This is a genomic window from Streptomyces sp. NRRL S-350, from assembly GCF_000719705.1.
In the GTDB taxonomy this organism is placed as follows: domain Bacteria; phylum Actinomycetota; class Actinomycetes; order Streptomycetales; family Streptomycetaceae; genus Kitasatospora.
In genome coordinates this window covers 1-24,963 of record NZ_JOHO01000013.1, presented here as the reverse complement: position 1 = coordinate 24,963, position 24,963 = coordinate 1, and the positions used below count along the sequence as shown (strand labels likewise).

At 70.4% G+C, this 24,963-nt stretch carries 40 protein-coding genes; 17 read left to right on the top strand and 23 right to left on the bottom strand.

The genetic code is table 11. From position 1 onward, the window contains the following. The first annotated feature begins 94 nt into the window (after positions 1 to 94). From IF30_RS0115230 to IF30_RS46705, 5 genes are all read left to right on the top strand, one after another. A complete protein-coding gene (locus tag IF30_RS0115230) occupies positions 95 to 466 on the top strand; it encodes a hypothetical protein (protein ID WP_030237656.1) in 372 nt (123 codons plus the stop codon). A gap of 35 nt (positions 467 to 501) precedes the next feature. After that, complete coding sequence (locus IF30_RS0115225; protein WP_030237653.1) at positions 502 to 927, top strand: hypothetical protein; 426 nt, start codon at positions 502 to 504, stop codon at positions 925 to 927. A 159-nt stretch (positions 928 to 1,086) separates the two neighbouring features. After that, on the top strand, positions 1,087 to 1,725 hold the full coding sequence (locus IF30_RS0115220; RefSeq protein WP_030237649.1) for a hypothetical protein: 639 nt from the start codon (positions 1,087 to 1,089) through the stop codon (positions 1,723 to 1,725). Then, positions 1,722 to 2,240 (top strand): hypothetical protein, encoded by a 519-nt coding sequence (locus tag IF30_RS0115215; protein ID WP_030237646.1) that lies wholly within the window; start codon positions 1,722 to 1,724, stop codon positions 2,238 to 2,240. Before IF30_RS0115220 ends, IF30_RS0115215 begins: the two co-directional genes overlap by 4 nt. Beyond that, entirely contained in the window at positions 2,237 to 2,941 is a 705-nt protein-coding gene (locus IF30_RS46705) for a hypothetical protein (RefSeq protein WP_030237644.1), read from the top strand. The genes IF30_RS0115215 and IF30_RS46705 overlap by 4 nt, the downstream gene beginning before the upstream one ends. Before the next feature lie 16 nt (positions 2,942 to 2,957). Here the strand turns inward: IF30_RS46705 and IF30_RS0115205 are convergent, their stop codons facing one another. Together IF30_RS0115205 and IF30_RS47830 are read right to left on the bottom strand one after the other, a co-directional pair. Continuing rightward, positions 2,958 to 4,478, bottom strand: a complete 1,521-nt coding sequence (locus IF30_RS0115205) for a nuclease-related domain-containing protein (RefSeq protein WP_158835105.1) — start codon at positions 4,476 to 4,478, stop codon at positions 2,958 to 2,960. 149 nt (positions 4,479 to 4,627) lie between these two features. Next, a complete protein-coding gene (locus IF30_RS47830) occupies positions 4,628 to 4,789 on the bottom strand; it encodes a hypothetical protein (RefSeq protein WP_158835102.1) in 162 nt (53 codons plus the stop codon). 100 nt (positions 4,790 to 4,889) lie between these two features. On the opposite strand from IF30_RS47830, the gene IF30_RS0115195 reads away from it, so the two are divergent. The 9 genes from IF30_RS0115195 to IF30_RS0115155 all read left to right on the top strand — a co-directional run bounded on the left by IF30_RS0115195 (position 4,890) and on the right by IF30_RS0115155 (position 10,068). Then, positions 4,890 to 5,546: a hypothetical protein gene (locus tag IF30_RS0115195; RefSeq protein ID WP_030237638.1), complete on the top strand. Its 657-nt coding sequence runs from the start codon at positions 4,890 to 4,892 to the stop codon at positions 5,544 to 5,546. Between the two features lie 123 nt (positions 5,547 to 5,669). Beyond that, complete coding sequence (locus tag IF30_RS0115190; protein ID WP_030237635.1) at positions 5,670 to 6,191, top strand: hypothetical protein; 522 nt, start codon at positions 5,670 to 5,672, stop codon at positions 6,189 to 6,191. Further along, positions 6,172 to 6,900, top strand: coding sequence for a hypothetical protein (locus tag IF30_RS0115185; protein WP_158835099.1), 729 nt, complete (start codon positions 6,172 to 6,174; stop codon positions 6,898 to 6,900). The genes IF30_RS0115190 and IF30_RS0115185 overlap by 20 nt, the downstream gene beginning before the upstream one ends. 146 nt (positions 6,901 to 7,046) lie before the next feature. Next, a complete protein-coding gene (locus tag IF30_RS0115180) occupies positions 7,047 to 7,640 on the top strand; it encodes a hypothetical protein (protein ID WP_030237629.1) in 594 nt (197 codons plus the stop codon). A gap of 44 nt (positions 7,641 to 7,684) precedes the next feature. Beyond that, positions 7,685 to 8,170: a hypothetical protein gene (locus IF30_RS0115175; RefSeq protein ID WP_030237627.1), complete on the top strand. Its 486-nt coding sequence runs from the start codon at positions 7,685 to 7,687 to the stop codon at positions 8,168 to 8,170. An 81-nt stretch (positions 8,171 to 8,251) separates the two neighbouring features. Continuing rightward, on the top strand, positions 8,252 to 8,842 hold the full coding sequence (locus tag IF30_RS0115170) for a hypothetical protein (protein ID WP_030237626.1): 591 nt from the start codon (positions 8,252 to 8,254) through the stop codon (positions 8,840 to 8,842). A gap of 73 nt (positions 8,843 to 8,915) precedes the next feature. Continuing rightward, the gene (locus tag IF30_RS0115165) at positions 8,916 to 9,344 is read left to right on the top strand and encodes a hypothetical protein (protein ID WP_030237625.1); all 429 of its coding nucleotides are present in this window, start codon (positions 8,916 to 8,918) and stop codon (positions 9,342 to 9,344) included. A gap of 23 nt (positions 9,345 to 9,367) precedes the next feature. Beyond that, positions 9,368 to 9,586, top strand: a complete 219-nt coding sequence (locus IF30_RS0115160; RefSeq protein WP_158835096.1) for a hypothetical protein — start codon at positions 9,368 to 9,370, stop codon at positions 9,584 to 9,586. Beyond that, positions 9,583 to 10,068, top strand: a complete 486-nt coding sequence (locus IF30_RS0115155; protein WP_030237623.1) for a hypothetical protein — start codon at positions 9,583 to 9,585, stop codon at positions 10,066 to 10,068. The genes IF30_RS0115160 and IF30_RS0115155 overlap by 4 nt, the downstream gene beginning before the upstream one ends. 308 nt (positions 10,069 to 10,376) lie before the next feature. Here IF30_RS0115155 and IF30_RS0115150 read toward each other — a convergent pair whose 3' ends face one another. The 3 genes from IF30_RS0115150 to IF30_RS47825 all read right to left on the bottom strand — a co-directional run bounded on the left by IF30_RS0115150 (position 10,377) and on the right by IF30_RS47825 (position 12,235). Next, positions 10,377 to 10,697, bottom strand: a complete 321-nt coding sequence (locus IF30_RS0115150; protein WP_030237622.1) for a hypothetical protein — start codon at positions 10,695 to 10,697, stop codon at positions 10,377 to 10,379. A 265-nt stretch (positions 10,698 to 10,962) separates the two neighbouring features. After that, a complete protein-coding gene (locus IF30_RS0115145) occupies positions 10,963 to 11,349 on the bottom strand; it encodes a hypothetical protein (protein ID WP_030237620.1) in 387 nt (128 codons plus the stop codon). Positions 11,350 to 12,079: 730 nt separating this feature from the next. Next, positions 12,080 to 12,235, bottom strand: coding sequence for a hypothetical protein (locus tag IF30_RS47825; protein ID WP_158835093.1), 156 nt, complete (start codon positions 12,233 to 12,235; stop codon positions 12,080 to 12,082). A gap of 36 nt (positions 12,236 to 12,271) precedes the next feature. Between IF30_RS47825 and IF30_RS0115135 the strand changes: the two genes are divergently transcribed. Continuing rightward, positions 12,272 to 12,703 carry a hypothetical protein gene (locus IF30_RS0115135; RefSeq protein WP_030237618.1) on the top strand — a complete coding sequence of 144 codons (432 nt, stop codon included), beginning with the start codon at positions 12,272 to 12,274 and terminating at the stop codon, positions 12,701 to 12,703. Positions 12,704 to 12,762: 59 nt separating this feature from the next. Here the strand turns inward: IF30_RS0115135 and IF30_RS0115130 are convergent, their stop codons facing one another. Genes IF30_RS0115130 through IF30_RS0115120 form a run of 3 tightly spaced genes read right to left on the bottom strand, consistent with a single transcriptional unit; the run spans position 12,763 to position 15,066 of the window. Beyond that, entirely contained in the window at positions 12,763 to 13,221 is a 459-nt protein-coding gene (locus tag IF30_RS0115130) for a hypothetical protein (protein WP_030237616.1), read from the bottom strand. A 13-nt stretch (positions 13,222 to 13,234) separates the two neighbouring features. Next, positions 13,235 to 13,708: a hypothetical protein gene (locus tag IF30_RS0115125; protein WP_030237612.1), complete on the bottom strand. Its 474-nt coding sequence runs from the start codon at positions 13,706 to 13,708 to the stop codon at positions 13,235 to 13,237. Between the two features lie 14 nt (positions 13,709 to 13,722). Then, positions 13,723 to 15,066 (bottom strand): hypothetical protein, encoded by a 1,344-nt coding sequence (locus IF30_RS0115120; protein ID WP_158835090.1) that lies wholly within the window; start codon positions 15,064 to 15,066, stop codon positions 13,723 to 13,725. Between the two features lie 282 nt (positions 15,067 to 15,348). Between IF30_RS0115120 and IF30_RS0115115 the strand changes: the two genes are divergently transcribed. Then, a complete protein-coding gene (locus IF30_RS0115115; protein ID WP_030237606.1) occupies positions 15,349 to 15,546 on the top strand; it encodes a hypothetical protein in 198 nt (65 codons plus the stop codon). Positions 15,547 to 15,778: 232 nt separating this feature from the next. Then, entirely contained in the window at positions 15,779 to 16,669 is an 891-nt protein-coding gene (locus IF30_RS0115110) for a hypothetical protein (protein ID WP_158835087.1), read from the top strand. 303 nt (positions 16,670 to 16,972) lie between these two features. On the opposite strand, the gene IF30_RS0115105 is transcribed toward IF30_RS0115110, so the two are convergent. The 15 genes from IF30_RS0115105 to IF30_RS46700 form a co-directional block, all read right to left on the bottom strand. Further along, positions 16,973 to 17,398 carry a 6-carboxytetrahydropterin synthase gene (locus IF30_RS0115105; RefSeq protein ID WP_158835085.1) on the bottom strand — a complete coding sequence of 142 codons (426 nt, stop codon included), beginning with the start codon at positions 17,396 to 17,398 and terminating at the stop codon, positions 16,973 to 16,975. A gap of 46 nt (positions 17,399 to 17,444) precedes the next feature. Further along, a complete protein-coding gene (locus IF30_RS0115100; protein WP_030237601.1) occupies positions 17,445 to 17,708 on the bottom strand; it encodes a hypothetical protein in 264 nt (87 codons plus the stop codon). A 58-nt stretch (positions 17,709 to 17,766) separates the two neighbouring features. After that, positions 17,767 to 18,039 carry a hypothetical protein gene (locus IF30_RS0115095; protein ID WP_158835083.1) on the bottom strand — a complete coding sequence of 91 codons (273 nt, stop codon included), beginning with the start codon at positions 18,037 to 18,039 and terminating at the stop codon, positions 17,767 to 17,769. Beyond that, positions 18,036 to 18,371 (bottom strand): hypothetical protein, encoded by a 336-nt coding sequence (locus IF30_RS0115090; RefSeq protein WP_030237598.1) that lies wholly within the window; start codon positions 18,369 to 18,371, stop codon positions 18,036 to 18,038. Before IF30_RS0115090 ends, IF30_RS0115095 begins: the two co-directional genes overlap by 4 nt. Positions 18,372 to 18,520: 149 nt before the next feature. Then, on the bottom strand, positions 18,521 to 18,868 hold the full coding sequence (locus tag IF30_RS0115085) for a hypothetical protein (protein WP_030237596.1): 348 nt from the start codon (positions 18,866 to 18,868) through the stop codon (positions 18,521 to 18,523). 64 nt (positions 18,869 to 18,932) lie between these two features. Continuing rightward, positions 18,933 to 19,292: a hypothetical protein gene (locus IF30_RS0115080; protein WP_030237594.1), complete on the bottom strand. Its 360-nt coding sequence runs from the start codon at positions 19,290 to 19,292 to the stop codon at positions 18,933 to 18,935. Between the two features lie 257 nt (positions 19,293 to 19,549). Beyond that, complete coding sequence (locus tag IF30_RS0115075) at positions 19,550 to 20,896, bottom strand: PH domain-containing protein (RefSeq protein WP_030237593.1); 1,347 nt, start codon at positions 20,894 to 20,896, stop codon at positions 19,550 to 19,552. After that, positions 20,893 to 21,465 carry a PH domain-containing protein gene (locus tag IF30_RS43595; protein ID WP_051710328.1) on the bottom strand — a complete coding sequence of 191 codons (573 nt, stop codon included), beginning with the start codon at positions 21,463 to 21,465 and terminating at the stop codon, positions 20,893 to 20,895. Before IF30_RS43595 ends, IF30_RS0115075 begins: the two co-directional genes overlap by 4 nt. Before the next feature lie 83 nt (positions 21,466 to 21,548). Continuing rightward, positions 21,549 to 22,181, bottom strand: a complete 633-nt coding sequence (locus IF30_RS0115065; RefSeq protein WP_158835081.1) for a hypothetical protein — start codon at positions 22,179 to 22,181, stop codon at positions 21,549 to 21,551. Between the two features lie 265 nt (positions 22,182 to 22,446). Then, complete coding sequence (locus tag IF30_RS0115060) at positions 22,447 to 22,737, bottom strand: hypothetical protein (protein ID WP_030237578.1); 291 nt, start codon at positions 22,735 to 22,737, stop codon at positions 22,447 to 22,449. 112 nt (positions 22,738 to 22,849) lie between these two features. After that, the gene (locus IF30_RS0115055) at positions 22,850 to 23,080 is read right to left on the bottom strand and encodes a hypothetical protein (RefSeq protein WP_030237575.1); all 231 of its coding nucleotides are present in this window, start codon (positions 23,078 to 23,080) and stop codon (positions 22,850 to 22,852) included. A gap of 89 nt (positions 23,081 to 23,169) precedes the next feature. Further along, entirely contained in the window at positions 23,170 to 23,349 is a 180-nt protein-coding gene (locus tag IF30_RS0115050; RefSeq protein ID WP_030237574.1) for a hypothetical protein, read from the bottom strand. A 61-nt stretch (positions 23,350 to 23,410) separates the two neighbouring features. Next, positions 23,411 to 23,647, bottom strand: coding sequence for a hypothetical protein (locus tag IF30_RS0115045; protein ID WP_030237573.1), 237 nt, complete (start codon positions 23,645 to 23,647; stop codon positions 23,411 to 23,413). A 91-nt stretch (positions 23,648 to 23,738) separates the two neighbouring features. Then, a complete protein-coding gene (locus tag IF30_RS0115040; protein ID WP_030237571.1) occupies positions 23,739 to 23,942 on the bottom strand; it encodes a hypothetical protein in 204 nt (67 codons plus the stop codon). Between the two features lie 341 nt (positions 23,943 to 24,283). Further along, positions 24,284 to 24,883, bottom strand: a complete 600-nt coding sequence (locus IF30_RS46700; RefSeq protein ID WP_030237569.1) for a hypothetical protein — start codon at positions 24,881 to 24,883, stop codon at positions 24,284 to 24,286. Between the last annotated feature and the right edge of the window lie 80 nt (positions 24,884 to 24,963).

Below are 24,963 nucleotides of genomic sequence, written 5' to 3'. Positions count from 1 at the left end.
AGCCCCTAGGCTCTACTTTCGAAAGGGTGAGCACCGTTCGAGTGCCGATCGAACTCACTCCTGATGGCCCCACCAACCCCTGGAGACCCCACAGATGCTGCAAGCAACGACTCACGTCGACCCGCCCGCGCCGGACACCGAGGTCTGGCGAAGCTCCGCACGTGGCGCCGCCTGGTGCGAGCGCGACCTGCTCGCCAAGGCCGCCAAGCTGCGCGCCGAGGGCTACGCATCGGTCCTGGAAGCCGACGCGCCAGTGACCGTGCTCGCCGCCCGGCAGTCCGCCGACCACTACCACGGCCTCGCCGCCCAGCTGGAGATGGCTGCCCAGAACTGGGGCAACGTCGCGCGCACCTTCGGCCGCGCCCTCACCTGCCCCGACCCGCTCACCGCTCACACCTACGCCGAGACCGCTAACCGCCTGGCCGCCGCAGCCGGCCTCATCGCCGGGGCCGTCGAGCCGTCCTGACCACTTTCGGCACCTTCTCCGAACGGAAATCCCCAATGAAGATCAACCCTGACAGCGCACAGTGGGACACCAGCCGGGTCAAGAGGATCCCGCTGGAGGGCGAGCCGCGGACGGTGATCACCGGCCCTGCCCACCGTGGCCGAACGATGAAGGCCGACACCATCCGCTTCGAGTACCGGCCGGACGGCGACGCCTGGGCGGTGCACACCATCGAACTCTTCGGCATCGTCATCAAGGCCAACGACCAGCCGGGGAAGCTGGCGGCCCAGAGCACCTACTACAGCCAGCCTGCCCACGGAGGCGCCTCCCTGGCGGACGCCCCCGAGTGGGCCAGGCGCGGCGCCGAGTTCTACCGGCCCCGTGAGGCCGCCCCGACGTGCACCAGCGACCCGTTCGAGTTCGACGTCCAGTCCCCGGGGTCTCGGGCCGACGGCACCGCACGGCTCGACCTCAGCTTGTAGCCGGCCGCCGCGCTGCGCCCGGCGACCCGAACCCGCCGGGCGCAGCGCACTGTCCGGACACCTCCGCCACGCCACCCCGCCTTCCACGGTGCGTCGGCCGCCATCCCCCAGGAAGCCGCGCCGCCCACCGGTCCCTCGACCGCTCGACCAAGGACGCCGATGACCAGCGCCAATACCCCCGTCCTCCAGGACCAGCCCGACGAGAAGCACCGCCAGCTGATCCGCCAGTACAACCAGCACCTGCACGGCCTCGCGGCCGGCGCACGCGAGGCCTCACTGCGCCACCCGAACTGCGGCGCACTCGGGGACCTCAACATGGCGCTGCGCGCCCTGCCGCCGGAGCTGCTGGCCGCACTGCCGACCGACGTGCAGCCGCACCCGGAGGCCGACGACACCGACTGGCAGGTCGAGCGCCGGGCCCTGCTGCGCCAGATCGCCCGGCTGGAGAAGGACCTCGCCGAAGCGAAGGAGCACGGCCGTCCGCAGCGGGTGGACGTCATCGTCGACGACCAGGACGGCTCCATCAGCGTTCACGTCTACTTCGACGGCTCGGACGCTGAGGAGCACGGCACGCACATCGTTGAGCACCACCTCGACTCCGACGACGCCACCGATCACGACCTCTACCAATCCCGGATCGACCACGAGGCCGGCACCCCGATGACCGTGCGGGAAGCCATCGAGGAGATCGCCCTCGGCTATCACCGGGAAGCCACCGGCTGCGACGGCAACTGCCCCACCGATGACAAGGACGGCGAGGAGCACGACATCACCGAGGAAGCGAGCGAAGAGCAGTGACCACCGAACCCAGCCGCGCCTACACCGTGACCTGGTCGATCGAGGTCTCCGGCGCCGACCCCGAAGCCGCCGTCAGGGAAGCGATCGAGACCATGCGCAGCCCTGAGCCGCAGCCCGTGGACTGCTTCGAGGTCTACGACGTCCAGGCCCATACCGCGGTCGAGATCGACATGGCCTCCGGCACGTCCCGCCCAATCCCGTACTGGCCCCGGGTGGACGTCGTCGTGGACCACGATCACGCTGGCACCGAAGTCCACGTGTTCGTCCAGGGCACCAAGGCCGAACCCGACAACCTTGCGGGACCAGCGGCGTGGCACATCCTCGACCCGGGCAGCGAGGACGACAACCCGGACCACGCCTGGTACCGGCAGGCGATCACCCACCCCGACGACACTCCCCTTCCGGTGCAGCAGTTCATCAACCGCCTGGCCATGGACAACCACCAGTGCGGCAACGAAGAGGACTGCGCGGCCGCCGACGCTGAGGGCGTCATCACCGTGGAGGCCCGCGCATGAGCGGCAACACCCCGCTGCTGACCCTTCAGGAGACCTGGCTCGGCTGGGTCGAGCCGAGCCATATCACCACCGCCCTTGGTGAGCGCTGCTCCGGGCAGTGGGAGGTGCAGCTGCGTCCCGACAAGCAGAACAGCAGCCTGGCGATCCGGCTGTGCTGTCCGGTCTGCACGGCGCAGCACGTCTATGCCACTGCCAGCTGGGAACAGCAGGCCACCACCGCCCGGCAGTCGGGCTTCAACCGCGGCCACCGCGACATGGCGGGGGTCCGGTTGTGGCCCGGTCCGGAGAGCGACGGCGACGTGGAGGGACAGTCGCGCTCCTACCTGGTGACCCGACCGGGCGTGCGACGGCCGGAGCGGGCTGAGGTGATCGGCGAGGTGACGTACGACGCGGAGACCGGGCGGTGGGAAGGCCGGACCCGGCCCGCCGACCCGCCGCCACCGCAGTTGCTCTTCGCCGAGACCGAGCCGGTCACCTTCCTCTGGGAGTCCACCTGGGGGACGCTGGAGGAGGCCGCCAGCTGGGTGGCCCGCCGCCGACGGCGCAGGCTCGACGCGGAGACGATCCGGCGCCTCGCCGGGCGAACGCCTTGGTGGGGTGTCTCTCCGTGTGCCAGCTGCGGGGACGACCATGAGATCCATGAGTGGATGACCGTGGACCGTTACAACCTCGTGGTCCTGGACTGCGACCGCCAGTCCTGACGTTCAGCATGGCGGGCTACCCGAGGCCTGCGGCGCCGTCGTCACCTTCCGGTGTGCCCGGGCCGCCGGTGGCGATTCTGGACCACGGGTAGCTCGCCCATGCCTCCTCCAGCACCGGGTTGTGCCCCACCGTGCGGCCCGTGAGCGCCTCGCGCAGCGAGTAGGTCGAGCGCTCCGGGTCTGCGGCGCGGGTGAGGAGCAACTCGTTGAGCGTGCCGTCGGTGAGAACGACCAGGTCCTCCAGTTCGGCCGCACTCGTCACGGTGACGAAGGTGTCGGTCTGCGGCTGGTACTGGCGCTGGAACGGTGCGTTGGCTGTGTCGAAGGACTCCATCGTGACGATCAGGCCATGGACAGGCCGGTCGGCGGGGATGCTCTCGAGGCCGGTCGCCCGGGACCGGATGGCGTCCGCCGTCCTGTCGATCTGCTCATAGCCCTTCTTGAGGTTCTGCAGGAGCCGGTCGATCTTCTTGTCGGTGCCCAGCCGCACTTCCTGGTCCGGCCGGGTCGACTTGACCTCGACCAGGAGCACCAGGTCGTCGAAGACTACGATCCAGTCGACGCTCTTCAGCGGGTTCTTCTTCGGCCCGTAGGTGAGCTCGGGGTGTACGTCGGCGTTCGTGATGAGTCGCAGCTGGCGCCCGACGTACTGCTCGAAGAGGGTGCCCAGGTCACGGGCGAACGCGTTGCCGAACCGCTCGCCGCCCTCGTAGTAGAGGCTGAGGAGGCTCGCCTTCGGAGCCACGAGGTGGGAGCACGGCGCGATCAGGCCGGGCCCGTAGCCGTCGACCAGCGGGGTGCTCCGCAGCGGGTTGTACTCGTACCGCCTCATGTCGGGGTGGTTGGTGACCCGGCGTTCGTTGGCGCGCTGAAAGCGCTCTTGGTCCGTGACGAAGTGCTGCTCAGCGACCTTCGTGATCAGCTCGGCGGGGAGCACGTCGGTGATGAACCGGTGCTCGGGCAGGGCGAACGAGTCCAGGTCGACGCGGCCGGCGTTGAGCTGCGTCGCGGTGTGGAGCAGCAAGGTGATCCCGACGTACTCGCTGAGGGAGCAGCCGAGGAGCTCCTGTTCCCAGCCGTCGACCAGCCGCTCCAGGGGCTTGTTCGGCTCGGTGAAGGTGAGGACCGCCGCGGTGCGCGCCAGGTTGGGGTAGACCGGCTGCTGGTACAGGAACTGCTCGCTGGTGATCCGCAGCATGAAGCTCCAGAGCGCGTCCGGATCGGTCCGGGCGTCGTTGTGCACGTACGGATCGGACAGGCCGGTGTGCAGGTTGAGGAGAGCTTCCAGGTCCTTCGCTGTTGCTTCCTTGCGGTTGAACTCGCTTCCGCAGGCGAGGGACACCCGGGCGACCTCGGCGAGGGCCCACGGGCGGTAGGGCCGGTAACTCGGGAAGAGTCGGCGGACGGGCTTCCACCACTGCTTGTCGCTGTACTGGGCCGACGTGGAAGCGATCAGCGGTAGCAGGCTGCTGGGGCTGTACCGGCGGACGCGCCGCACGAAGTCTCGGTCCCGAACTGCCTGCTCACTCGTGTGCATCTTCCTAGGATCCGCGACGGACGAGGCGGCTGTCTCCCCGTTATCGCGCGGGGCGTGTGGCAGTCCGGGACCAACGTCAGGCGCCCCGCCCTGTCCAGGGTGCACGGGTCTCCATCGCTCCTCGGATCGAAGCCGAGCCGAGAGCCGGGTCACCGCTTCGGGTCGGGCGGCTTTCCGGGGACAACGGTCGCAGTGGGGTGGTCCTGGGGTGAGTCCAGGGTGGCGCTGGTGGGGTGCGCGAGCAGCAGCGTCACGGCCGCGAGCGCGAGGAGGACGGGCAGGGCGTAGCTGGTGTGGCGAGCGCGATCCATGATCGTTTGTCCATTTCTTTTCTTGACAATTAAGTGCCTAGACACTAATTTTAGTGCACGGGCCCGACACCGTGCAGCCCGAAAACCGAAGGGACACCCCATGCGACACCACTTGCTGTTCGAACACGCACCCCCTCCCACCGAAGAGGAAGAAGCCGAACTCGAGGCTGCACGCAACGCGGCCATCAAGGCGCGCCGTGCCCTGCACGCCCTCGACGTGCCGCCCGACCACGCCGCCTACAAGGCCGCCCAGGCGGAAGTCAGCCGCACCGCGGCCATCATGGAGAACTTCCCCACCCCGATCTTCTGCTTCGAGCGCGGGGAGATGGGCCTCCACGCCATCGCCAGCCAGCTCCTCGGGCTGTGCCACGACTACGGCCCCCACCCGGACTGGCCCGAGGAGCCCGAAGGGCTCACCGACGGCGAGATCGCCATCGCCATGAACCCCGACCAGTTCCCCACCCGCACCCCGCTGCCCGAAGCGGTCGCCTTCACGCAGGCCCGGGACCAAGTGCGCAGCTGGCACGGCGACGGACAGCCCCAGGGCATCGCCCGCCACAAGCTCGACGACAGCAGCGACGACTACTGGCTCGTGACCCCCGGCGAGATCACCGCCGGTCTCGCCGCCTACCGTGCCCAACCCGAGTCGGACATCACCCGGGTCCTCGACGCCTGCCGCCTGAGCCGCCAGGCATGGGCCCGGTGGATCGACTACCTCGACCGGGCGAGGGACCACGGCGGCGCCCGCGTCCGCTGAACCAGCGCTGCGCCCGGCTACCCGAACCGGCCGGGCGCAGCCCCCAGCGTCACCCTCCTCAAGCAGCCACGCCGACCAACCGCGGCACCCCTCACATCCAGTCTGAGAACCGAGAACGCTCTGATGACACGTCACGCCAACGCGGCCGAGAAACACGCGGCCCAGCACCTCCGCCGTCAACGGGCGACCAGCCTGCTCGCCGCCGAGGAGGCCGCCAAGACGGCCGCCGAGTCCCTGATCACCGCTGTCAGCCACAGCGACAACTCCCGCCCGCTGTCGTTCAACCTGCTGCGCACCGCAGCCGTCCGGATCGCCACAAACCGCGAGTGGAACGCAGTCTCCGACCGGGCAACCGACCTCGCATCCTGCGAAGACCTGGACGAGGACCTCGGCCTGGTGGAAGCCGTCGCCGAGAAACGCGAGGAGATCGTCCGCCGCTGGGCACACGGAGACGGCCTGCGCTCCGCCGGGCTCGGCTACGGCAACGCCTTCGACTTGGCCGATGGCCACGCCCAGCACCTGGGCGCTGCCGAGTTCATGGCCCAGACCGGCGACTGGCCTCACATGATCAAGCCGTGGGAGGTCCCCGCAGAGGACGCCACAACGCCGGACGGGAACAGCCCCGATGTCTCACCCGAAGACTGAAGCTGTCCGCGAGCTGATTGCTGCGGGCCTCACCAACACGGCCATCGGCAAGCAGCAGGGCATGGAACGGCAGACCGTCGGCCGTATCCGCCGCGAACTCGGACTGCCCGACGTCCCGCGGCAGCCGCTGACCGTCGAACAGAAGTGGCGCCAGCGGACCCGCAAGGTCTCCGGAGGCCACCTGGAGTGGACGGGCGAGAGGACCGCGGCCGGCAGCAAGCCAGTCATGCGTCACTCCGGCAAGGCCTACAGCGCCACCAGGGTTGCCTACCGCATCGCGCACGGCAAGGACCCGGAGGGCTACGCGAAGCCCGGCTGCGGGATGCCGAACTGCGTGGAGCCGACGCATCAGCTCGACACGGCCGACCATCGGCCCGTGCACACACCGCGCATCCAGTACACCAGCGCCGAGGAGAAGCTCGCTGCTCTCACCGAGCCGACCAAGGACGGCCATGTCCTGTGGACCGGAACGGTCACCTCCCAAGGCCAGCAGCTGCTCACCTTCAACGGCGTCAGCTACACGGCCAACCGGATCGCGTTCAGGGCGCACTGGAAGCGTGAACCGGTCGGGCCGGTGATCCGGGCCTGCGAACAGCCCGGCTGCATCCGCGGAGAGCATCTCGATGACAGCCAGGCCCGGCGCAGCCACCAAGCCGCCTTGAGGGCTGTGTTCGGCACCGCCGGGCGCCGCATCACGTCAGCGACATGACCGAGCCCGCAGCCAGCGCCGTGACCTCTCACGAGCTGGTGACCGTCGCGGGTGGGCATCTTCGCTGCTCTGAGTGCCGAGCGACTTGGACCAACCGGGCCGCCGCCAACGCCCACGGCGGACAAGGCCGCTGCCCGGGACACCCGATGTGCCACGGAGCGCTCTACGACCGGCTCCACTACGTCCAGACCCGTTGGGACGGACTCACCACCGACGCGCTGTGCGACTCCCACGCCTGCCCGGTGTGCCGGGCCTGGCCGGCCTGCGACTGCTGCGTGTGCCGAGAAGTGCTGGCCGTCAAAGCGCTGCACACCGTCTACGAAGACCCCGTGCACGGCTTCACCAACGACCCGTTCCTCCACCTGAAAGAGACCAAGACCTGCATGAGCGACGACCCCAAGACCACCATCGTTCTGCCCGGCCCGTTCTGCGACTGGTTCGAAGGCACCGGTTCCTACCAGGACACCGCCGAGGCGGGCCAGGACGCCATCGACTTCAAGACGGTCTACGGCGGCGGCCGCCGCCGTACCCACGGCACGGGCTACACCCTCACCATCTCGATCTCCCGGTACGAGCTGAAGTTCCTCGAGAAGTACGCCGAGACCTTCGCGATGCTCTGCGGCAAGGGATCGGAATCCACCGCAACTGAGCGGCGGGCGAGCACCACCTTGCAGGAGCGCCTCGCAGAGGTCCGACGTGTGCTCATCGCCGACGAGCGTCCCGCCAGCGAGCAGCAGTGACCCGAGCCCGTTCTTACCCCGTCGTCGGTCAGCCCCTCACGACAGTGGCCGCTGAGAAGCCGACCCCGACGAAGGAACAGATCCTCCTGGTCCTGGACAGCGCCCGCACCGTGCTTATCACCAAGCCCCAGGCGCTCCTGGCCTGCGCCCAGCTGTTCGGCCTTCCCGATGACACGACCGCGACCGTTTCATGGGCCCGAAGGACCATGGACTACCCGGCCGCGGAGCGCCTGTTCGACCGAATGGCCAGCGATGGCCTGATCGTCGGGAAGCTCGCTCACGAGTGGCGCGACAGCGGATACACCAGCGGCTACCTACAGGTCGGCACGACCTACTACGTGACCGCACGCCGAGCCCTGGCCATCCAGGAACGCAACGAGCAGCACAACGACGAAGCGCTCTGGGAGCAGGCCCGGGAGGCCGCCCTGCAGGCCCTGGCCAAGAGCCACCCGGAGCAGTTCGCGGGCATGACTCAACAGATCTACGACCAACTGCGCACCGGCCGGATCGACGCGTCGCTCCGCATCTGATCATCACCGCGGCTCACGCCGACCAGGGCAACATCACCGCCCCAGCCAGCTCACCCCCAACCCGCCTTCGAAGGGCCCACCGTGTCCAGTGCCGACAACCGATCAACCCCGGACCAACAACTCGCCGAGGCTCTGCGGCTCCTCGCCCACGGAACCTACGTCTTCAGCCGCGCCGCCAACGAAACGGACCTGCTGCTGATCCACGAAGCTTGCAACGGCCCGACGGCGTACATCGCCCCCGACGAACAGCTCGACCCGCTCCTGCGGGCCGTCCTCGACCACAGCCAGCAATGCCCCGCGCAGCCGAACCCGACGGCCGGCGAGCCGAGGTACCTCCAGCTGGAACAGACGGAGGTGGTGTACGACACCCCCTCCGGCCCCGCGACCAGGCCCATACGGGCGTTCCGCACGGGCCCCCGCCACGTCACCTGCTTCGTCACCGAGCACGGCACCGGCATGAGCATCACCAACGCCGCACGAGAGGTTGCCGCCGCCCTACGCACGCTGTGGCACCCGGACACCGCGATCCGCGTGATCGAGCACTACCCCGCCGACAGCATCAGCCCCGCCCACTACGACGAGGTGTTCTCGCCCCCCTCCGGGGCCGTCGCCTGGCGCCGCCTGTCGGTCGCCGCCCTCACTGTCGAGTTCGAGGGACGCCTGCCCCGCTGACCTACCGCACCAGCTGCGTCCGGCTACCCGAACCGGCCGGACGCAGCCCCCGCCCCCACCCAGGAAGACCTCCATGAACCTGAGCCGAGAAATCCTCACCGTCCTCGCCCGCGCCGACCGCCCGCTCGACATCTACGAGATCGCCGTACAGATCAACGGCGCCCGCACTGACGCTGACGCCCCGCGGGTCAACCCCCACGCACTCGGGCCCGTCATGCGACGCATGTCCGCCAGGACCGTACGAAAGAGCGAGCTCCAAGGCCTCGGCTTCCCCTACCCCTACCGTAAGCAGAACGGCTTCTGCTGGTACATGCCGCACAGCCGCGTCGGGTACAAGGTGCTCGGCGCCGACACCGTGCTGACCGCCCTCCCCGCCCTGCAGCGCCTCCAGCAACGAGCCCTCCAGGTGCTGCGGGAGCGACACCAGGACGAGTTCCAAAGCATCGTCAGCGAGATGCTGACCCGCTGGGGACTGCCCGAGCCGAGCGAGGACATCGACTGATGCCCCGGCACACCGTCCGCCGCATGCTCATCCAGTCAAGGCACCCCGACAAGACCGCCTGCTCCCACCGCCTGACCTCTAGCGGCAAGCCACGCGACCCCGAGAGCGGGTGCGCCGGCCGCGGCGACTACCTCGCCCGCTGCACGACCTGCACCTGGAGCAGCACGGGCTCGCCCCGCACCTCCCTCGAGTACGCCTGGTCCACCCATGCCTGCGCCGACCACCAGGAGACCCTCTCGTGACCAACGTGACCTCCCCGTTCGGTCCGCCTAAGGTGTACGGGCACGGGCGAACGCTGAAGGCGGCACGCGAGAACACCGAAGAAGGACTCGCCCTCGTCGGGGTGCCCGCGAAGGTCACGATCACCGCGGTGACGCCGGAGCTGGAGCACCTGCGGTCGGCCGAGGCCGCGTACGAGGCGGCCCTGGGCGAAGCGGTGGCCGCCTTGCTGCCGCGGCGGGCGACGCTGCGTGCCATCGCCCGGGCCACCGGAGTCCCAGCCAGCCGAGTGAAGCGGATCCTCGCCGGGCGCTCGGCGCCGTACGAGGACCCCAAGCCTCGTCGCAGCGGAACCGCCGGTGCCGGCCGCTCTCATGCCGAGCGGATAGGCGGCCGCGCAGACGGCTCGCGGGGCGCCGCGCGCGAAGCTGGCGCCCTGCGTAGACCTACCGGCCGCCCCCGAGTGCGCTGGCTCCCGCCGCGATGCACCGTGGACCCATGGTGATCGTGCTCCTGGAGCTCACGGAGCCCTCCGACGCGAGGAGCATCACGGCGGGTGGGGAACCAGTCGAGCTTTCAGCGGTCCGGCAGGTCCATGCCGCGCCATCCGATCCTGACGTGCCGGGCGATCCCGGACCGACGACGCTGTGCGGTCGCGACAGCGACACGATGCTGATCGAACACTGGCAGCCACCCGGGCCTGGCAGCCGGTGGTACCCGCCGCGGTGGGCCGGACGGGTCTGTCCGATCTGCGACCGCGCCGTCCGGTCCGGATGAAACGGTCCGCCCTGTGAACATCGGCCGAGAGCGGCGCTACCGCCAGTTCGGAGCGTCGACCGTCCCCCACCAGGCGTCCAGTTCGTCCTGCTGCTCGTAGAACCGGTGCTCGCTCGGCTTGGGCTCGATGGTCACCGTGACCGGGTTGCTGTCCTGGCGGCGGCTGTGCTGCTGCAGCTCGATCAGCGCGGCCACCTGCGGAAGGGCCATCGGCTCCTCCAGCACGAACTCGCGGGAGCCGACACGGCGCGCACCGGTCTCCCGCAGTAGCCCCGCGACGGTCGGGAAGTCCTTGAAGAACGCGAGGGTGATCCGGATGCGCGGCTGATCGCCGGTGCCGGTGTGGTTGGTCGTCATGTCGGCGAACCTACGACTGGGCGGAGACCGGCAAGAAGGCCCCGAAGTAGCTATTGCCCGGGGGGTGTGCTTTCCCGCACCCGCTCCACTCTGCGGGAGTGTAGCGGTGTCGGCGAAAGGCAAGGCCGAAGGCCGCGTACGGAGCTGGCCCGGGGGCGCGCCCTCCCAGGAACGCGCCCCCGTCCTCAGCCGGCCAGGGCCTCAGGTGGTGTCCTGCCTGCCCGACCAGCGGTCCGGGTTGGGGCTGGCGGCGACAGTGGTCTGGTCACCGGGGAGCGTGGCAGTGGGGGCAGGGGCCGTCCCAGAGCAGGTCGACGGCCCAGCACACTCGGCACATGGACAGCCCGACTTCGTCGTTGCAGCCCTCGGGGCACTCACCCATGGAGCAGGTGGCGGGACCTGGGCATTCGTACACGGCGAGCTCAGCGTCGTAGGCCGCGCGCTGCTGTTCGGCGCGGAGTCGCCCGTGGGCGCAGTCGGGGCAGTCACCGATGCGGCAGTTGTGGCCCCAGCCGGATCCGTCGTCGTGGTTAGGCCAGGTGAGGGCGGCGGCCAGGGCGCGGCTCACGGCAAGGGCCGCCTGGCGGTAGCTGCCGCCGGTCTCGGCCTGCTGGGCGCGGACGGCCTTCTTACGGGCGTGGTTGTCGGGCATGATGCTCCAAGGGCGCGGGTGTGGACACAGCGCGGCGCGGAGCACCTTCTACGAGGGGGACGGCGTCGCCATCGCCCCTGGGCCGGCGTGACAGCCCGAACAACGACCGGAGCGTACCAGCACGCGCGGCCTCAGCGCGGACTGTTCACCACCGTCAGGGCTCGTATCCCTGGTGAAGCCAACGGGGATCTCAGAGGGGCGCCCGACTGCTACCCACCCGGCCATGGTGCCGCGTCAGGACAGCGGGAGTAGTCCGCTTTCCAGCACAGCCGTGTTCTGCTCGAGGGCGAACCCAAGCCGGGTGTTGGACTGGTCGGGCAGGTCCTCCCAGCCCGCAACTCCCGCGCCGGAAGTCGCGGGCTGGGACTCACCCCCGGAGGGGTACTGATGGTGGACGGCACGCACGCTCGGGCCGAGCCCAGCCAGGCGATCGGAACGGGCAGCCTGCTGTGCGCCGCTGGCGACAGGTGTTTCCCTGGGAAACAGTTGGCCGCTCTGTCGGCAAGGTCCAGGCAGCCGAAGGGGCGAGTCTGTCCCGAACCGAACGGACCCGCCCCGGGCAGAAGCGTACCGGCAGCGAGCCCACACCGGTCAACAGCCGACCGTACGCTGCGGCTGGCCCAGTCACCGCCAGGACGGGGACAAGCGTGGTACGGGCGGGTGCACGAACCCCTACGCTGACCCGGGTGACGACACCGACCCCCGGGGTGGGCCCCGCCTCCACTGGCGATCAAGCACCGGCCTGCATCCAGCTGTACGACCTCCGCCTCCGCCACACCTCCGGCCACATCCCCACCCGCCGGGTGATGCTCCAGGTGGAGAGCGAGCCGGGGCGGGAGGTGGAGTTCGGGCCGCCCACCACGCCCTCCTCCTCGACCTCCACCAACGTGCCACACCGGAGGAGAAGTACCGGTCCGGGCGGGTGGTGGTGGAGAAGGCCGGGCAGCCGCAGTTCAAGACCCACGACACCCTCGTCTACGAGCTCACGGTGCGGGTGGACGAGGGGATCGTGCCGCTGCGCTTCCTCCTCACCCCGTTCGGGGAGAGCCAGCAGCTGTGCTCGGAGTGCGACAGCACGGCGATCGGCGGCAGCGAGTACCTGAACACCTGCCCCGACCACCTCGACGCCCCCTTCCGGGGCGGCCCCATGGGCGGCACCTCCGACTACGACGTCTCCTCCCGCCTCTCCATCCGCCTCAACACCTGGGAGAAGCTGGTGAAGGAGGAGCGGGCGGCCGCGTCGGCGGCGGCGAAGAAGATCATGGCCGGGCGCAAGCGGCAGCAGGTCCTGTCGGACAAGGCCCATGAGCAGTACATGGCCGCGCACCCGGAGGAGTTCGGCGACCGCGGCTGACCCAGTGCCAGAACAGCGGAGGTCGGGGGTCGTCACCACGACCCCCGGCCTCCCCCGGCTCAGCTCTGGAGGAGGCCGGCGCTCACCTGCCAGTACGCCGACGGATCGGCCGAGCCGAGGGCGCGGGCGATGTCCGGCAGGGCGTGCGAGTGCAGGCCGGGGATGAGGGCCAGGGCGACGGTGCCGCCCCGGGCGCGGGCGAGGGCGATCCAGACGTCGAGGCCGGGGCCGGGGTGCATCACGATCCGCGAGAACCGCTTGTCGGCGGCGAGCAGGGAGAACACCACCCGGCCGTCCCTCTCCACCCGCCAGCGAACGCGGGAGTCGGCGGCGCGGGCGACGGTGCCGTTGGGGGCGAAGGCGTGCCGGGCGGCAAACACCCCCACCGCCACCCCCGACACCTCCGGCTCCACCACCATGGCGAGGATCGGCACCAGGCCGTCGCCGTCCGGGTCCGGCGCGGCGGTGCGCACCAGCGCGGAGCAGGCCGGCACTCCCTCGGAGAGTTCGAAGCTCATCAGGTCGCCCCTCTCAGTCCAGGGCCGTGAGGGTCCGGCCGACGAGGTCGACCCTCCGGGTGAGCGGCGGGTACGCACCCTCCTCCCGCAGGCCGAGGGCCCAGCGGGTGGTGCAGTCCTCGAAGTACTGCCGCTGAAGGTGGTAGTTGCCGCCGAGCATGGTGAGGAGCCGGGTCACGGCCTCGGTGTACCTCGGCTGCGCCCCCGGGCCCTGCGGATCGTGCGGGCGGGCGAGGCGGGGGTCGAGGAGGAGGGCGGACAGGTCGGTGTGCCAGCGGCCGAGGAAGGCGGCGTGCTCGCGCAGCGCGGCCGCCGGGTCGTCCGCGTCGAGGTCGGGTGGTTCGTTGTAGGCGAGGGCGAGGGGGTAGGCGGCGTGGAACTCCCTGACCGCCTCCATCTCCGCCTCGGTGAAGAAGGGTGCGTGGTACTCGCACAGGCTCAACGGGCCAGCCCACTGCTTGGGGAACCTGTACTCGAGGTCTTCCATGGCCTGACCCCCGCTCAGTCGTGGTCGCCGAAGTCGTCCAGCGGCTCCGGCCGCTCGTACGCCCTCGGTGCCCCCGGTTCGGACGGGGTGGCCCAGACCATGCGCAGCGACCGGGGGCTGTCCTGCACCGGCATGTACCGGGGCTGGTCGTCCGGCGGCCATGCGCCGTGCCAGGCGCCGATGATGCCGCCGCCGTTCGTCGGCATCTCCTGCTGCCCCACCACGAACGCCAACGACTCCTCGGTCCGGCGGCCGTCGAACGGGCCGCCCTCGTACCGCTTCTCCCGTACCTGCCGATCCACCGGCTCCGGCTCCGGCGCGGCCTGGTACAGGCCCTCGACGTCGCCGACTTGCTCCACCCAGCGGCCGGTGAGTGCGCCGAGGACCTGCGGCAGGACACCCTCCGCCGTCCCGGACGCGACCCAGCGGTAGGTGACGACCCGGCCGGGCCGCCCCTCCCGCGCGAAGCCGTCGAGGACACCCGGCTCGTCGGGGCGCTCGCGCATCACGATGTTCCCCGGCTCCTCCTCGTCCCCGCCCTGCGGGGGACCGAAGGAGGTGATGGCGGCCGGGCAGCCGGTGAAGCGGAACAGCCGGTCGCCGACCTCCACCTCGTGCACCCCGTCCCCGGCCGCGCCGCCGTCCCGGGGCGCGGGCACCACCTCGGCCGCGTCCTGTTCGGCCTCGAACTCGGCCCGGGTCAGCCGCCGGCCTTCGCCTTCTGTGCAGCCGCAGGGCATCCGCACGTGCTCCAGGCCCTGGTGGAAGAGCCGCTGCGCTCCCTCGCCGAGGAGGTCGTCCAGCTCGCCCCAGGCCCCGGCGGCCTGCACTTGGTCCATCTCCAGCCCGCGTGCCTTGACCAGCTTCTGCAGCTCCGTCAGACCCTGCTCCGCGGCTTCCCCGTCCACCGCCTGCGACCACCAGAAGCGTCGGCCTTGGCAGGAGAAGCAGCGCTCTTCCGGCTCCTCCCCGCGCTGCTCCGCGTCGTAGTCCAGGAGCTCCTGATAATCGGAGATCTCGTCCAGGTCGTCGGTGGCGTGGTCGCCGGGCAGGCAGCGGCTCTCGTGCTCGGCGCGGCCGCAGCCGAGGCAGGTGGGGCAAGCGGTGTCGAGGACGAGGACGATGCCGCTGTCCGTCCGCTGCTCGTACCGGTTGGGGCCGAGGCCGGAGGCGTGGCAGTCGGGGCAGGGGGCGGCCCCGGCCAGCTGCGGCTTCGGGTAGTCCACGACGAACAGGGTGTCGTTCGCCCCGTCCTGGTGCTCCGCCTTCACCGCCTCGATTGCGGCCCGGTACGGCTCGCCGGTCTCGGCCATCCGCTGCCGTACGGCTGCCTTCAACGCGCGGTTCTTCTCACCCACGGGGTCCATCCCTCCGCGCGCACCGGTCCCGTGACCCGGGCGCGCCAGCACTGCGAGGGCGAACCAGGAGGTGTGTGGTGGCTGCAGATCCCGCTGAGCGTGGTGGGGGCCTCACCGCTCGTCCGGATCACGGGGCCGGACAAGCTGAGCCCTGGCCTCCCGCAGCGGTCGACCAGGCAGCACCATAGCGCACGGCCGGGCGGGGAAAGGTGCGGTCACACGAATCTGTCACCCCGGCGTGTACCGCCAGCCCACCGTGTTGACGGCCCTACCGTGCCGTCCATGCCCCACACCCTCCCGATGGCCGCCGTGGCCTGGCAGGGTGTCCTCGGCCCCCTCGGCTACCGGGCCGCGACGCCGGAGCGGCCGCTGATCGCCCCGGTGCCCCTCGGCCGCCCCTCACCGACCACAATGTGGCTCCGCGACATGCCCGGGGCCGATGACTTCCCCGCGGGCTACGTACCCGACGACGATGCGTAGCCGCAGCGACGCCAGGCATCGCCTGTCCCGTCACCGGCCGATTCTGCGCCTGGCGGGCCGGCCGCCGAGCTGCCCACCACCGGAGAGACTGCGTGGTATGTAGCCAGGACTCGTATCGAACGGCTTTTCGACTCTGGCGGAGGCTGAACTACCGTCAGGCAATAGTGGCCCTGACCAGTGCGTTTGCGTAAGCATGGCCCCGTTCGCCCTTCCGCCGCCGTTGGCCCTCGCCATGCCCGTCGCCGAGCTGCCCGTAGCCACCACCGGCCTCTGGGAGGGGAAGCTCGACGGGTGGAGAGGTTCTGCCCTGACGGGACCCGATTCGCGGATCTGGTCACGCAGAGGGACCGACCTGACCACGGCGTTCTCCGACATCGCCAGCGCCCTGTCCCAGCTGCCCGAGGCAGTCCTCGACGGCGAGATCATCGCGCTCGACGCCGACGCGAACTTGGTCTTCTCCAAGCTGCAGACCAGGGGCCGCGGGCCCCGGCGCGGGGAGGACTTCATCGTCCAGTACGCGGTCTTCGACCTGCTGGCCGTGGGCGACACCGACTGGCGTGGCAGGCGGTACCTCGAACGCCGCGCCGAGGTCGAACGGCTCCTCGCCGATGCGCCGGCGCCGATCCGTCCGGTGCCGGCGACCGCGGACCGCGCCGAGGCGCTGAGCTGGGTCGGCGGCCTGGGCGGTGGCATTGAAGGTCTCGTGGTGAAGCCAGACCTGCCGTACCGGGAAGGCCGCAGGTCCGCTTGGCAGAAGTGGAGGCGCACACACACCGTCGAAGCAGTGATCGTCGGAGTGACCCAGGCAGCCGCCGCCCAGCAGGCCTTCGTTCTCGCTCAGCCGATACGAGGCAGGCTCCGCACGGTCGGCGTCACCCTGCCGATCCCTACGGAGCTGCGGGGGGAGGTCGCGCCGCTGCTGCGCCCCGCCGGCCCGCTCGCCGAGCTGCCCGGAACGGTCGGCGGCCTGCCGGGTGCTCCACCGATCGCCTACCTGCCAATCGAGCCGACGGTCGTCATTGAGATCGAGGCAGACCAGGCGGCGCCCACCGAATTCTCCAGGTACCGCCATCGGCCGCGAGCGATCCGACTCAGGGCCGATCTGACGCCGGCCGACCTGTAGCCGAAGTGGGCGCCCCCTCTGGTTACGCCTGCCGGGACAATGAGCGCAGGTGTTTGATATCCCGAGGCCGTCACTGGGGCTTCCCACAACCGGACGGGACCACAGCCTGGTGTCCGATCGTGTTTCCCGCCCCGTTCCGGCTCCCCCCGCTGCCGCTGTACGCGGCCTGCTGACCTGCTGACGCCGAACACCGAAGGCCCGTCTGACCCGTCCGGGCCTCGCTCTCCTCCCCCGCTTACACCGATCGGCGCGAAGAGGCCGAGGAGGCCGAGGAGGCGCCTGTCACCCGCGGCTGAGCGTCTGTCAGGGGGAGGGGATGATGGCGGGCCGGGCGTCGCCCTCCTGTACCGCCAGCTCGCCCTGGTGGACCGCCGTGTACCCGTCTGCGGTGACGGTGACCCGCAGGTGTTCAGCGAGGCCGACGCGGAGATGACCGCTGACCCAGGTGTGGAGCCAGGCGGCGAGCCACGCGTTGTCGGGGGTGCGCGTGGGCGGGTCGGTGATGTCGTTGAGGGTGCGCATCCTGATCGGCCCCTCGTGACTCTCCAGGAGCTTCGCCACGGCGGCCAGCTGCTCGGCGTCCGCCGCCTGCAGCTCTCCCTCGGCCCCGACGACCTCGAGCCTGATCGTCCAATGGTGTCCGTGGTGTTTGTGGCAGTGGTGCCAGATGGGGAGGTCGGGGATGGAGTGGTGCGCCTCGACCCAGAGCTCTTGAGCGATCGTCAGCATGGGAGCCAGCATGTCACCGGGCGGACGGCGCTGTGACCGGAACGCGTTAGCGCGGTGCGGGGAAGAGCAGAGCGGTGGAGTAGGTGGGTGCGTCGGTGAGGACGACGGAGGCGATCGACCAGTCGGTGATCGCCCGGCCCCGGGGTCGGCGCGTAGGAAGCGGCGGAAGGTGGCCGATGCCGGGCGGGCCGTAGTCCAGCTCCTGGCGGACGTGGTCGAAGGTGACGTCGGCGGCCAGGCCGGCGAGGAGGGAGCCGATCTGGTCGGTCTCGCGCACGACGATCGTGCCCGGCCTGCTGCTGTTGCCCATGGGTCCTCCCTGAAGGTGCGAAGGGCGGCCGGAGTCGCCCCGGGTTGGGGATGCGTTGTTACTGCGCTGTCCCGTCGGCCGTCCAGCTCTTGATCAGCCCGGGCGCTGGCTGGTCGGGCATCTCGGCGGCGATCTCCACCAGGCCGACCACCCTGCCTTCGATGACCCGGCCGACAAGTTCCTCGAACTCCTCGGCGGTCTTCAGATCCCGGACGATGCGCTTATCCAGGAGCTTCGCCCATTCCGGGTCCTCGTCGGCCGGGTAGACGTACACCCAGAACCGGACGGTCCCGGGCGGCGGAAGGAGAGGAAGCGGGCGCTGTGTCGTCACCACTGGATCGCCGCGTGGTGGCCGGGGAACATCGCGACGATGTAGGCGTCACCGTCATCGCCGTGGCCGATGTTGAGCTCCTGGCGGTCGTCGTACATCTCCCTGAGCTGGCTCGCGGCGTCCTCCCGGCCGGCCGCCGCGGTGTCGCCCACGGCGTGGATCACCACCGGCTCTCTGCCGTTGTTGCCGCACCACTCGGTGACTACCGTCCACTGCCCGATCCGGACCGCGCGCGGTGTGCGGTCCCGGCCTTCCGAGTCCGTGATGGGGCTGGCGTCGTTGGTGCGGTACGTGAAGGAGCGCTTTTCACCTTCGAAGGTCGTTGTGGTCATGCTGGGCTCCGGGTGTCCAGTCGAGGCGGGTGGGCAAGGTGGTGCGGGTTCGCTGGGGCCCGGTCGGTTCGGGTGACCGGGCCCCAGCTGGTGTGGTCGCCGTGCTCGGCGTCACCCACTGCCTGCTCTCGCAGCGGGCGGTCCTGCTGTCAGCGCGGGAGGCAGGCGCTGACGGGTATCCCCGTCAGGTAGTGGCGGGTGACCCCCTCGGGTGCCCGCCCGTTCGCCCGGAGCACGGCAGTCGACTTCTCATCGAACTGGATGGTGGCGAGACGCCTTCCGGCCCACTCAACGTGGTTGACGGTTCCCGTCAGTCCCGTCAGGTAGCTCGGGCGCATCTTGCCGAGGGCGACCCCGACGCCTTCCTGGATCGCAGCCATTCCGGCTGTCACCAGCAGGCTCCGGCGCTCTCGGGCTACCTCCAGGTATCGGTCCAGTTCATCCTCGCTGGCCTCATGGGCCAGGTAGTCGCGCACGGTCTCGGCGGTGACGTTCAACTCGGTTGTTCCCTTTTCGTGTGCTGCGCCTGTCGCGGCGCGGGTTCCTGGTGCGGGGTAGGTGTCAGATGGGGTAGACGCACGCGAGGGGGATGCCGGGCAGGGTGTACTCGGCGTCGTCGGTGGCAAGGTAGTGCTCGCTGCGGTACCGGGTCGTGCTCTCGGCGTCGAGGCGGATGCTGGCCTTGGCCTTGCCCCTGGCGCGCTTGTCGATGCTGGCGACGGTGCCGCGCAGTCCGTTCAGCGTGAAGTCCTTCAGGCCGCCGAGGCGGACCGATTGTCCGGCCGTGATGCTGGCTTCCCGGTCGGAGCGCAGCTGCTTGCGTCGCTTCTCGGCGTTGTCGTCGAAGCGGTCGAGATCGGCCGCCGTGGAGTTGTTCGTGACGTAGGTGATGACCTCGTTGAACGCGATGGTCGTGGCCATGGGGTCCTCTCGGGGTGGTTCCGGTGCGGGAGTGTTTCTCGGGGAAACAGGTGCCGCCCCCGGAGGGGGGTGCCGGGGGCGGCGGCTTGATGGGCCGTTCCCCTGTCGGGGGCCGGGGGAACGGGGGTGGTGATCGGAGTGCGGTCCGACATGGACAACGTTAGTGCCTAGGGGCTTGCTTGTCAAAGTTTATTCTTGACACCACTGCCCGGCCGAGCAGTCCGGCAACCTGCCACAGGCCGCGCTCCCGCGGCCGCTCAGACGCTTGCTTCGGGCAGCTGGCTGGGGGCAGCAGCCTGCTCGGGAAGGAGCCGATGCTGTCCGTCGACCGTACGCAGGTACGCGACGACGTTCACGGCCTCGCCGGTATCGCGGTGACGGGCCGCCAGGTGCGGCCCGCCGGCCAGCCCGGCGTGGACGGTCGCCAGGCCCAGGCGACGCTGCCACGGCCCCTGAGATAGGCCGGTGTACTGCACCTTCGCCACAGGGCACAGATGGACGACGTTGCGCAGGAAGAGCCCGCGCCAGACGGTGAAGTACCCGTGGCGTGCGACGCAGGACAGCGTGTGGCTGAGGACGGCGGCGTAGCGTGCCCGCTTGGGCGCGGGGATCCGCATCCGGGTCGCCTCGAGCCCGTCTGGCCCATACAGGTGCCTGATCAGCTGATCGGCCTGGTCTCGGGTGGCCACCGGCGCGAGGAGCATCGGTCGGTGATGCCCGGCGGTGGCCAGGTGGACCTGCACCCAGTCGCGGCTGCGCCACAGAACGGGCTGTGTCAGCAGGACGGCGTGTGTGCGGCCGTGCCGCAGGGTCTGCTGTTGCCGGTCGAACAGCCCGTAGTCGACCCGGTAGCCGCCGGGCAGCGCCCGCAGGGTCCATCCGTGCCAGCGTGCCCACCGTGAGCCGGTCATCCGCCATGCCGCGCCCGCGGCACCGAGCACCGACAGCAAGGTCAGCGGCTCGCTGGACAGCAGGTACGGCACGAGACCCGTGCCCAACGTCACCGCAGCGCGGAGCAGCGTGTGGACCTCCAGCAGCAGCGCCAGAGCCAGCGTCCGGGGCGCGACGGTCACCACTGGCTCTGCCCCCGTGGCAGCATCGTGGGGGAACCGCTCGGGCCTTGGCGGCGCCGGGGCCGCGCCGTCGACAGCCATCCGCTCGTGCAGTGCCTCACGCAGCGCTCCGGCCTGTTCCTCGGATAGGTAACTCAACCGGGCGCTTTGGCCCGACACCGATAGGCGAAGCGAGCACACGCCGATCAGCCGTCCCAGGAACGGGCGGGTCACGTCTGCTTCCTGAAGGTGGGCCAGCTCGAAGCGATGCCGGCGGCGCCAGAGGATCCCTGTGCGCACGTGCAACGCGTCCGCCTCCAGGCGCCAGGACGTGGACCGCCAGGATGCGTAGCCGTAACCGCCTGCGGCCAGCGTTGCCGCGGTCGCAAGGGACACCGTCACCCACGCTGGCCAGGTCCGGGCGGAGTGGACCCACTCCTGCAGATCGCGGAAGAGGAACCCGACCACGCCGCAGGCCACAGCCCAGGTGCGCCGCCACGGGGTGACGGGGTGCAGGTGCCCCTCGAGGACGGTCTCCTTGTCCCCGCTCACAGGGCGACCTGGTGCTCGCGCGCGACGACGGACAGCACCTCGCGAATGCGCTCCGCGTCGTCGGCCTGCACATCGTGCACGCTCAGCTGGTGGTACGCGCCGGTCGTGACGCGAACGGAGGCCAGGCCGAAGCGCCGTTGCAGCGGACCGGACTCGACCTCGATCGTCTGGATCCGCCCATACGCCAACTCGTACAGGCCGCGGTGCCACAGGCCGCCGCGCACCCACAGCCGGTCTTCGGTCAGGGCGTAGCCGGCGAACTCCCACCGCGCCCGAAGGCGCCACCAGCGGACGGCGCAGCGCACGGCGCCGAGTGCGGCCACCGCCCAGCCCAGCCAGACCGGCCAGACCAGCCAGGAAGGGCCGTGCGACCAGACCTGGGGAACGATGAGTGCCGTGGCCGTGCCGACGGTGCATACCGGTATCGCCAGGCCGACGGCGGTGGCGCGCCACAGGCGCAGTGCTGCGCGGGGTAAGGGGGTGAAGACCACCCCGTTGGGCTGGAAGGGCAGCGGCGCAGGCTCGGGCCGCTCGGTCGCCGGCGCCGGGGGGTCGTTCGTCTCGTACATCACAGGGTTGGTCCTTCGGTTCGGAGGGGGTCAGCTGGGCCCCGGGCGGGTTCGGGTCGCCGGGAGCCCAGCAGGGTGAGCGGTCACCAGACGCTGAAGCCGCCCTGGTGCTGCGCCCGGGTCATGAAGTCGATCCAGCGGTTCCACAGGTCGAGGTCGCTGACGTCGGCGGCGTGGAGGATGTCGATGACCTCCTTCGCGGAGTGCCCGCGTCGGTAGACGGTCAGGGCGGCGAAGATCTCAGCGGGGGTGATGAGCCAGCCTTGGTGGGCTGTCGCGAACTTGTGGGCCTCGATGGCGCGCGGCGGATCTGTGTGCCAGGCCAGGGCCTTCTTCCGCGCCTCGTTGTAGGCGATGACTTCCGGCTTCGGCTCGCGGTCCTCGTACCGGTCCGGGTGGGCGGCGACGTCGAGATCGCCCGGGGTGGTGCCGGCCGGGAGTGCGGGGAACTCGGGACAGCTGTTGGCGACGGTCATGCCCAGGCGCAGCATGGCCCGGCGGTAGGCGGCCATCTGCCACCTGTTGAGTTCGAAGGAGGTGGTGTTGGCGGCGCGGACTGCGGCGCGGGTGGCGTTCACTCGCCGGTGCGCCGCGATCGTCTCCGGTGTGCCGGTGCGCACCGTCATGGCGTCTCGGGCGGCGAGGGCAGCGTCGTGGGCCGCCACCGCTTCCCGGAGCCCGGTGTTGTCCTCGGGGATGGGCTCGACAAGGTTCATGTAGTGCACCACCGCGGTTGTCCCTCTCTCGTTGCCAGCGGCTGATTGGCCGTCGGTTCTGCCGTCGTGCGCAGCTCGACATGGACAAAGTTAGTGCCTAGGCACTGATGTGTCAAGCAAAAAACTTGCTGAACAGATGGGCCGCAGCGCTCCCGTGTCGCCGCGGCGCAGCCCGCACGGGGCAGACACCGGGCCGGGCCGCTGCGCCCCGGCGGGTTCGGGTCGCCGGACCGCAGCGGCAGATCGTGCCCGTGCGCCGATCGGCTCAGGAGCCGCTCTGGTCGGCCAACAGCTCGTCTCGTCGGGCCCGCGCCCGGGCATCGCGCTGCGCCCGGTAGAGCCGGTCGATGGCGGCGTAGTCGATGCGCAGGCCGATGATCTTCGCCGCCTTGAGGAGGACGTTCACGCGCGCACTGGTGATGTACATGCCGTCGGACCATTCCCGGTAGTTGATGGTGTCCCAGGTCTCGCCGCGCTCGCGCAGGATCTCGGCGTAGTCGTGCCACTCCTCCACGAGGAGTTCAGTGAGTGCGGCACGCTCGGCTTTGGTGGACATCAGGTCCCTCTCTCTCGGGTGAAGCGCTCGCAGCGCGACGGTTCGAAGGGCGGCTCACCCCGGGCCGGCTGCGTCCCGGCCGGTTCGGGTAGCCGGGGCGCAGCCGGGCGGGCTACTGCCCGGTGAAGCGGGTGACCTCGTCCAGGACGGCGATCATCCGCTCGCGCTGCTCCGGGTCTGTGGGGTTGCGCAGGAAGCTCTGCAGCTCGGTCTCCACGCCTTCCAGGTATTCGACGTTGGCGGTCATCTCGGGGTCGTTGCGGTAGTTGCGGATCAGGGCGGCCAGCAGGTTGGCGAGGGAGCGCACCACGGGGAGGTCCAGCTCTGGCGTGGGGTTGGTCATCGTGTCGTCCTTGCGGGGCGGTGAGCTGCTCGGTGCAGCCCGGGGAGGCGGGGCTGGGCCCCGGCGGGTTCGGGTCGCCGGGGCGGCTGTCAGCAGTAGGCGAAGAAGCCAGGAGTGCCGCGCCACTCGTAGCCGAGCTGGCATGACTCGCTCGGGCCGATGGCGATGCCAGCGTTCCCGGGGGCGTCGTAGTAGGAGGTGTTCGCGCCGAGCCACACGCTGGCGGTCACGGTCAGCAGGATCAGGACGGCAGTCCGTTTCTTGATCATTCGAGTCTCCAGAGGGGTGGGGCTGTGCCCCGCCCGGTCTGGGCGGGGCACAGCAGAGCGGCTACCGGTCGTTGCGGACGGGCAGGTCGGGGCGCATCTCCCGCAGGCGTTCGGCGGGAACGAGCGCGTAGTCCGAGGCAGTGTTGATGAATCGGGCCCCGCAGCCGCCGCCCGGGCGGCGGTTCCAGCCCGAGATGTCGCGGTGGTGGGTGTCGCTCGGCATGGTCGGCTTGCGGCAGTTCCCGCACCGGGAGTCGGTGATGTTGATGAACAGGGTGGCGGTCAGTTCGGCAGGCACGGTGTGTCCTTCTCTCGGTGTTGGTGGGCTGCTCTTGTGCGGCCCGGGCGGTGGGGACCGCCCCGCCCGGTCGGGCGGGGCGGCCGGGGTGTCAGGCGAGGCGGATCATGTCGCCGTCGTTGAAGGAGATGACGTCCTCGATCCCGCCGGTCCAGGTGATCGCGACCAGCCCGAGGCGGGTGTCGGTCTCGACGACGCGGCCGACGGTGCCGGGGGCGACGACGGGCCGGGAGTGCTGGCCGTAGGTGCGGAGGGCGACGGTCTCGTACGGCTTGAAGTGGCGCATCAGCTGCATTGGGCTGGTCCGTTCTCACTCGGTGGGCTGCTCTTGTGCGGCCCGACATGGACAAAGTTAGCGCCTAGGCACTAAGTCGTCAAGGAAGAAACTTGCCGAACTGGGTCTTCGAAGTGGGCCGGCTGGCGGGCGCGTGCGTCTCGGAGCGACGGCGCAGCGAGGCAGCCCGAGGGGGCGTCGCCAGAGCTCTGGGGGTGTGCTCGGTACGGGCAATGCGTGAGTGTTCATGGGCGCTCGCTGGCGGCCCCCTGGCGGCCCGTGACATGAGAGGGGGTGTTTCCCAGGGAAACGCAAAAGGGCTGACCCCCGCCCGATCCGGGCGGGGGTCAGCTGGTTGGGTGTTAGCCCCCGATGGGTCCCGGGTGGGACGGGGTGCTCGACGGGGTGCCGGGTGCCGGGGTGCTGGGTGCGCTCGGGCTGTCCTGGGCGGTCGGGCTGTTCGTGACGCTCGGGAACGGGGCCGCGATCGTGACGGTCGCGGTCGCCGTGACCGTTGCGGTCGTTGTGACCGTCGCGGTCACCGTGACGGTCGGCATTGCGACCGTGTACGGCGCCTGGGCGCTGAACTGGGGGGCGGTCGGCAGCGTGGCGAGGTTCGGGGTCGTCGCGTTGCCGGTCAGCGTCGCGATGGTCGGCAGGGTCGCTGCCGGGGACATCGCGGGCTGGGGGGTGAGATCCAGGCCGCTGGGGGCGGTCGGGAACTCGGACGGCCAGGCGGGGATGGTGCTGGCCGGGGTGCTGGCCGGGGTGGTCCCGGCTGCGGCGGGGAGGCTCGCGTTGGTACCCGCCGAGTGGGCGGTGTAGCGCCCGATCAGGGCCGCTCCGCCGACCGCGCCGATCAGCGCGACGGCGGCGAGCCCGCGTCCGGCCTTGCTGCCCGCCTGGGGGGCGGGGGCGGCCGTCTTGCGGGGTGTGACCTTGCGGGGCTTGGAGTACGTCACTGCTTGTCTCCCTTGTCGGTGGGCTGCTCTTGTGCGGCCCGACATGGACAAAGTTAGTGCCTAGGCACTAACGTGTCAAG

What these genes read in the sequence shown, in the direction of transcription:
- IF30_RS0115150 (WP_030237622.1), bottom strand. Translation starts at nt 10,697, where the DNA reads ATGACGACCAACCACACCGGCACCGGCGATCAGCCGCGCATCCGGATC.
- IF30_RS0115050 (WP_030237574.1), bottom strand. Translation starts at nt 23,349, where the DNA reads ATGATCAAGAAACGGACTGCCGTCCTGATCCTGCTGACCGTGACCGCC.
- IF30_RS0115100 (WP_030237601.1), bottom strand. Translation starts at nt 17,708, where the DNA reads ATGGGCAACAGCAGCAGGCCGGGCACGATCGTCGTGCGCGAGACCGAC.
- IF30_RS43595 (WP_051710328.1), bottom strand. Translation starts at nt 21,465, where the DNA reads ATGTACGAGACGAACGACCCCCCGGCGCCGGCGACCGAGCGGCCCGAG.
- IF30_RS0115065 (WP_158835081.1), bottom strand. Translation starts at nt 22,181, where the DNA reads ATGAACCTTGTCGAGCCCATCCCCGAGGACAACACCGGGCTCCGGGAA.
- IF30_RS0115145 (WP_030237620.1), bottom strand. Translation starts at nt 11,349, where the DNA reads ATGCCCGACAACCACGCCCGTAAGAAGGCCGTCCGCGCCCAGCAGGCC.
- IF30_RS0115220 (WP_030237649.1), top strand. Translation starts at nt 1,087, where the DNA reads ATGACCAGCGCCAATACCCCCGTCCTCCAGGACCAGCCCGACGAGAAG.
- IF30_RS0115225 (WP_030237653.1), top strand. Translation starts at nt 502, where the DNA reads ATGAAGATCAACCCTGACAGCGCACAGTGGGACACCAGCCGGGTCAAG.
- IF30_RS0115160 (WP_158835096.1), top strand. Translation starts at nt 9,368, where the DNA reads ATGCTCATCCAGTCAAGGCACCCCGACAAGACCGCCTGCTCCCACCGC.
- IF30_RS46705 (WP_030237644.1), top strand. Translation starts at nt 2,237, where the DNA reads ATGAGCGGCAACACCCCGCTGCTGACCCTTCAGGAGACCTGGCTCGGC.
- IF30_RS0115115 (WP_030237606.1), top strand. Translation starts at nt 15,349, where the DNA reads ATGCCCCACACCCTCCCGATGGCCGCCGTGGCCTGGCAGGGTGTCCTC.
- IF30_RS0115105 (WP_158835085.1), bottom strand. Translation starts at nt 17,398, where the DNA reads ATGCTGACGATCGCTCAAGAGCTCTGGGTCGAGGCGCACCACTCCATC.
- IF30_RS0115090 (WP_030237598.1), bottom strand. Translation starts at nt 18,371, where the DNA reads ATGACCACAACGACCTTCGAAGGTGAAAAGCGCTCCTTCACGTACCGC.
- IF30_RS0115080 (WP_030237594.1), bottom strand. Translation starts at nt 19,292, where the DNA reads ATGGCCACGACCATCGCGTTCAACGAGGTCATCACCTACGTCACGAAC.
- IF30_RS0115130 (WP_030237616.1), bottom strand. Translation starts at nt 13,221, where the DNA reads ATGAGCTTCGAACTCTCCGAGGGAGTGCCGGCCTGCTCCGCGCTGGTG.
- IF30_RS47830 (WP_158835102.1), bottom strand. Translation starts at nt 4,789, where the DNA reads ATGGATCGCGCTCGCCACACCAGCTACGCCCTGCCCGTCCTCCTCGCG.
- IF30_RS0115060 (WP_030237578.1), bottom strand. Translation starts at nt 22,737, where the DNA reads ATGTCCACCAAAGCCGAGCGTGCCGCACTCACTGAACTCCTCGTGGAG.
- IF30_RS0115040 (WP_030237571.1), bottom strand. Translation starts at nt 23,942, where the DNA reads ATGCAGCTGATGCGCCACTTCAAGCCGTACGAGACCGTCGCCCTCCGC.
- IF30_RS0115055 (WP_030237575.1), bottom strand. Translation starts at nt 23,080, where the DNA reads ATGACCAACCCCACGCCAGAGCTGGACCTCCCCGTGGTGCGCTCCCTC.
- IF30_RS0115195 (WP_030237638.1), top strand. Translation starts at nt 4,890, where the DNA reads ATGCGACACCACTTGCTGTTCGAACACGCACCCCCTCCCACCGAAGAG.
- IF30_RS0115165 (WP_030237625.1), top strand. Translation starts at nt 8,916, where the DNA reads ATGAACCTGAGCCGAGAAATCCTCACCGTCCTCGCCCGCGCCGACCGC.
- IF30_RS0115185 (WP_158835099.1), top strand. Translation starts at nt 6,172, where the DNA reads ATGTCTCACCCGAAGACTGAAGCTGTCCGCGAGCTGATTGCTGCGGGC.
- IF30_RS0115180 (WP_030237629.1), top strand. Translation starts at nt 7,047, where the DNA reads ATGTGCCACGGAGCGCTCTACGACCGGCTCCACTACGTCCAGACCCGT.
- IF30_RS0115230 (WP_030237656.1), top strand. Translation starts at nt 95, where the DNA reads ATGCTGCAAGCAACGACTCACGTCGACCCGCCCGCGCCGGACACCGAG.
- IF30_RS0115110 (WP_158835087.1), top strand. Translation starts at nt 15,779, where the DNA reads ATGCCCGTCGCCGAGCTGCCCGTAGCCACCACCGGCCTCTGGGAGGGG.
- IF30_RS0115190 (WP_030237635.1), top strand. Translation starts at nt 5,670, where the DNA reads ATGACACGTCACGCCAACGCGGCCGAGAAACACGCGGCCCAGCACCTC.
- IF30_RS0115205 (WP_158835105.1), bottom strand. Translation starts at nt 4,478, where the DNA reads ATGCACACGAGTGAGCAGGCAGTTCGGGACCGAGACTTCGTGCGGCGC.
- IF30_RS0115125 (WP_030237612.1), bottom strand. Translation starts at nt 13,708, where the DNA reads ATGGAAGACCTCGAGTACAGGTTCCCCAAGCAGTGGGCTGGCCCGTTG.